This is a genomic window from Streptomyces sp. NPDC059851, assembly GCF_042732005.1.
Classification (GTDB): Bacteria; Actinomycetota; Actinomycetes; order Streptomycetales; family Streptomycetaceae; genus Streptomyces.
On record NZ_JBHWJJ010000253.1, the window covers coordinates 1 to 5,045 of the forward strand.

Genomic DNA, 5,045 nt, shown 5'->3' on the forward strand with positions numbered 1-5,045 from the left:
CTCGTCGCCGAGGATCTCGTGCTGCCACAGGGTGTAGTCGCCGTACGTCACCGGCAGCGGCGGCCATGCCGGCGCCGCACCGCCCCGCCGGGTCGCGTAGGCGGTGGCGAGGTCGCGGGCCAGCGGGCCGGTGGACCAGCCGTCACCGGCGATGTGGTGCAACACCAGCAGCAGCACGTGCTCCTGCGGCGCCAGCACGAACAGCTCGGCCCGTAGCGGCAGTTGCGACGTCAGGTCGAAGCCCCGCACCGCCGCCTCGCGCAGCAGGACCGTAACCTCCGCCTCGCCGACCGTGCGTACGGTCAGCGGGACGGCGGCCTCGGCGGCGTCCAGCACCCGCTGGTGCGGAACGCCGGCGGTGCACGGGAAGACCGTGCGCAGGGTCTCGTGGCGGGCCACGACGTCGGCGAGCGCAGCCCTCAGTGCATCCCTGTCGAGGTCGCCGGACAGCCGCAGGGCGAGCGGCATGTGGTAGGTGGCGCTCGGCGTCCCGAGCTGCTGGAGGAACCAGAGCCGGCGCTGCGCGAACGACAGCGGCATGGGCTCGCGGCGGGGCCGCGGAACCAGGGCCTGCCGCGGGGCGCCGGCGCCGTGGAGCCCGGCCGCGATCCCGGCGGGCGTCGGCGTCCGGAACAGGCTGCGCAGTTCCAGCTCGACGCCGAGGGTCGCCCGGACCCGCGAGACCAGCCGGGTGGCGAGCAGGGAGTGCCCGCCGAGGTCGAAGAAGCCGTCGTCGACCCCGACCCGCGGCACGCCCAGCACCTCGGCGAACAGTTCGCACAGGATCTGTTCCTGCGGTGTGCGCGGAGCCCGGCCCGCCTCCGCCGTGGCCACCGGCTCGGGCGCGGGCAGCGCCGCCCGGTCCAGCTTCCCGTTCGGCGTCAGCGGCAGCGAGTCCAACAGCACGAACGCCGAAGGCACCAGGTGGTCCGGCACCCGTTCGCGCAGGTACGCCAACAGCTGCGCCGCCGTCGCCCCCGTCCCGGCCGAGGGCACCACGTACGCGACGATCCGGGTCTCGTCGGGCTTGTCCACCCGGGCGAGCACCGCGACCCGGGCCACGCCCGGGTGCGCGGCCAGCTCGGCCTCGATCTCGCCCGGCTCGATGCGGAAGCCGCGGACCTTCACCTGGTGGTCCACCCGGCCCGCGAACTCCAGCTCGCCGTCGGCGCGCCAGCGGACCAGGTCACCGGTGCGGTACATCCGCGCGCCGGCTGGACCGTACGGGTTGGCGACGAAGCGCGTGGCGGTGAGCCCGGGCCGGTTCAGGTAGCCGCGGGCGAGTCCCGCCCCGGCGAGGTACAGCTCGCCCAGCACGCCGGGGGCGACCGGCCGCAACGCCGAATCCAGCACGTACACCCGGCAGTTGGCGATGGGTCGGCCGATCGGCACGGGAAGCGGGCAGTCGGCGGGGTCGGCCGGTAGCGGGTAGGCGGTGATCACGTGGGTTTCGGCGGGGCCGTAGTGGTTGTGCAGCACTCGGCCCGGCCGCCGGGCCTGGAAGCGGCGTACGGCACCGCCCAGCCGCATCGCCTCGCCGGCCTGTGCGACCAGCCTCAGGTCCGGCAGATCCAGCCCTGCCTCCTCGGCGGCCTCGGCCAGTGCCTCGACCACCAGGTTGGGCGCGAACAGCTCCTCGACTGCGTGCCGGTCCAGCCAGCGGGCGAACAGCTCGGCGCTGCGGCGCTGTTCCTCGGTCGGCACCACGAGGGTCTTGCCGTACAGCAGCGCGGAGAGGATCTCCTGCACCGAGACGTCGAAGCTGATCGCGGTGAACTGCGCGGTGCGGGTGCCGGGTTCGCCGCCCACGGCCCGGTGGTGCCAGGCCAGCAGGTTCAGCAGACCGGCGGCGGGCATCACCACGGCCTTGGGCCGGCCGGTGGAGCCGGAGGTGTAGATGAGGTAGGCCGGGTGGCGTGGGTCCACGGCGACGGCCGGATCGTGCTCCGGCTGCTCCTCGGCCGGTGTGACGGCCGCGAGGTCGTCGAGCACCACGGCCGGTCGCGCGTCCTCCAGCATGTACGCGATGCGGGCGGCCGGGTAGTCCGGGTCGACCGGCAGGTACGCCGCACCCGTCTTGAGCACCGCGAGGACGGCGACCACCAGCTCGGGGGAGCGCGGCAGCCGCAGCGCGACGACCTGCTCCGGCCCGACCCCGCGCGCGATCAGCGCGTGGGCCAGGCGGTTGGCCCTGCGGTTCAGCTCCCGGTAGCTCAGTGCGGTGCCTTCGAACTCCACCGCCGGGGCCTCCGGGGTCGCCCGGACCCGGTCCTCGAACAGGGACGGCAGACCGGCGGCCGCAATCGGGCACGCGGTGTCGTTGCGCGCGACCAGCAGCTCCCGCCGCTCCTCCGCGGTGAGGACGTCGATCCGGCTCAGTGGCCGGTCCGGCTCGGCGACCACCGCCGCCAGCAGGCGCAGCCACCGGGCGACCAGCGCCTCCACCGTGGCGTGGTCGAACAGGTCGGTGCTGTACTCGACCCGCCCGATGATGCCCTCGGCCGCCCCGCCGGTGCCGCCGCGCTCCAGCAGGTGGATGGAGAGGTCGAACATCGCCGTCGGTGTCCGCACGAGTACGATCTCGGAGCTCAGGCCGGGCAGGGCGAACTCGGTGCGGGGCACGTTCTGCAGCGCGAGCAGCACCTGGAACAGGGGCTGACGGACGAGCGACCGGGCCGGGTTGAGGACCTCGACGAGGTGTTCGAACGGCAGGTCCTGGTGCGCGTACGCGGCCAGGGCGGTCTCCCGGACCCGGCCCAGCAGCTCGGCGAAGGTCGGGTCGCCCGAGGTGTCGGTCCGCAGCACCAGGGTGTTGACGAAGAACCCGACGAGGTCGTCCAGGGCCTGGTCGGTCCGGCCGGCGATCAGACTGCCGACCGGGATGTCCGTTCCCGCGCCGAGCTTGTCCAGCAGCGCCGCCAAGGCGGCCTGCAGGACCATGTAGGCGCTGGCCCCGTGCTCCCGGCCCAGTCGGACCAGCCCGGTGTGCAGGTCGGCGTCCAGCTCGACCGCGAGGTGGCCGCCGGAGTAGGAGGGGGTGGAGGGGCGGTGGCGGTCGGCGGGGAGCCGGATCTGTTCCGGCAGGTCCGCCAGCGTAGCCGTCCAGTAGGACGTCTGCCGGGCGAAGAGGCTCTCGGGGTCCTCCGCGTCACCGAGCAGCCGCTGCTGCCACAGGGTGTAGTCGGCGTACTGCACGGGCAGCGGTGCCCACTGCGGTTCCCCGCCCCGGCAGCGTGCCGCGTACGCGGTGGCCAGATCGGTGGACAGCGGGCCCAGCGACCAGCCGTCACCGGCGATGTGGTGCACCACCACGAGCAGCACGTGTACGTCCGGCGCGGCCTCGAACAGCGTGGCCCGCAGTGGAGGTTCGGTGGCGAGGTCGAAGCCGCGCGCCGCGGCCGCCGCGAGCAGGTCCGGCAGGTCCGTCTCGCCGACCCGGATCACGGGCAGCTGCGGCCGCGCCGTCCGCGCGTCCAGAACGTCCTGGTACGGCACCCCGTCGACCTGGGGGTAGACCGTGCGCAGGCTCTCGTGCCGGTGGACGACGTCGGCCAGCGCCTCCTCCAGGGCCACCCGGTCCAGCGGGCCGGAGAGCCGCCACGCCAGCGGCATGTTGTAGACCGCACCGGTGCCCTCCAGCTGGTGCAGGAACCACAGCCGTCGCTGCGCGAAGGACAGCGGGACCAGCTCGGGCCGATCCTCGGGGCGCAGAGCGAGCCGCGCCCGGTCGGCCCCGCCGAGTCCGGCGGCCAGGCCGGCCACCGTCGGCGTCTCGAACAGGCTGCGCAGTTCCAGTTCCACACCCAGGGTCGCACGCGCCCGGGCCACCAGCCGGGTCGCCAGCAGGGAATGTCCGCCGAGCTCGAAGAAGTCCTCGTCGACCCCGACCCGGGGCACGCCCAGCAGCTGCGCGAACAGCTCCGCGAGCACGTGCTCCTGGGGCGTGTGCGGGGCCCGGCCGGCCCGTGACGCGGTGTACTCGGGCTCGGGCAGAGCCCGCAGGTCCAGCTTGCCGTTGACGGTCAACGGCAGGCTCTCCATGGTCACGAACGCGGTCGGCACCATGTACTCCGGCAGCCGCTCACGCAGGTGTGCCCGCAACGCCTCCGCCTGGACCTCCTCCCCGGTGGCGGGCACCGGGTAGGCGACCAGGCGCGGGTCCTCCGTCCGATCCTGCCGGACGATCACGGCGGCCTGCGCGACCTGCGGGTGGTCGACGAGCACGGCCTCGATCTCGCCGAGTTCGATGCGGAATCCCCGTACCTTGACCTGGTCGTCGGTGCGGCCGAGGAACTCCAGGTTCCCGTCCGGGCCCCACCGCACCAGGTCGCCGGTGCGGTACATCCGCGAGCCGGCCGGTCCGTACGGGTCGGCCACGAAGCGCTCGGCGGTCAGCCCCGGGCGGTTCAGGTAGCCCCGCGCCAGGCCCGCGCCGGCGATGTAGAGCTCACCCGCCACACCCGTGGGCACCGGCTGCAGCACGCCGTCCAGCACGTACGACCGGGTGTTGCCGACGGGCCGGCCGATCACAGGCTGCGGGCTCGACTCCAACGGCGCGATGACCGAGTCCACGGTGCACTCGGTCGGCCCGTAGAAGTTCAGGCAGGACACCCCTTCGGTCGTCCGGAGCCGCTCCCACAGCTGCTCGGGCACGGCCTCCCCGCCCGCCGCGACCACCGCCGGACGCCACTGCGGATCGTCCAACAGGCCCCGCTCGACCAGAACCTGCAGGTACGACGGGGTCGCTCCGACGTAGTCCAGCCCGCAACGCGCGGCGTACTCGACGAAGGCGTCCGGGTCGGCCCAGGTCGCGTCGTCCACGACGTGCAGCTCGTGGCCCGCGAACAGGCCGAACAGCTGGTCCCAGGAGGCGTCGAACGACACCGACGTGGTCAGTGCCACCCGTAGCCGCCCCTTCGCCTGCCGCGCGAACAGCAACGGCTGCTGGTTGGCGAACAGGTTGAGCAGGCCGCCGTACGTGGGCACCACGCCCTTGGGCCGTCCGGTGGAGCCGGAGGTGTAGATGACGTACGCCGGATGCTGCG

At 73.8% G+C, this 5,045-nt stretch carries 1 protein-coding gene; it reads right to left on the bottom strand.

Annotation, left to right across the window (positions count from 1 at the left end; translation table 11 throughout):
• Window positions 1-5,045: amino acid adenylation domain-containing protein (locus ACFV7Q_RS38280; protein WP_385435570.1), on the bottom strand; the 5,045-nt coding region annotated here is incomplete at both ends.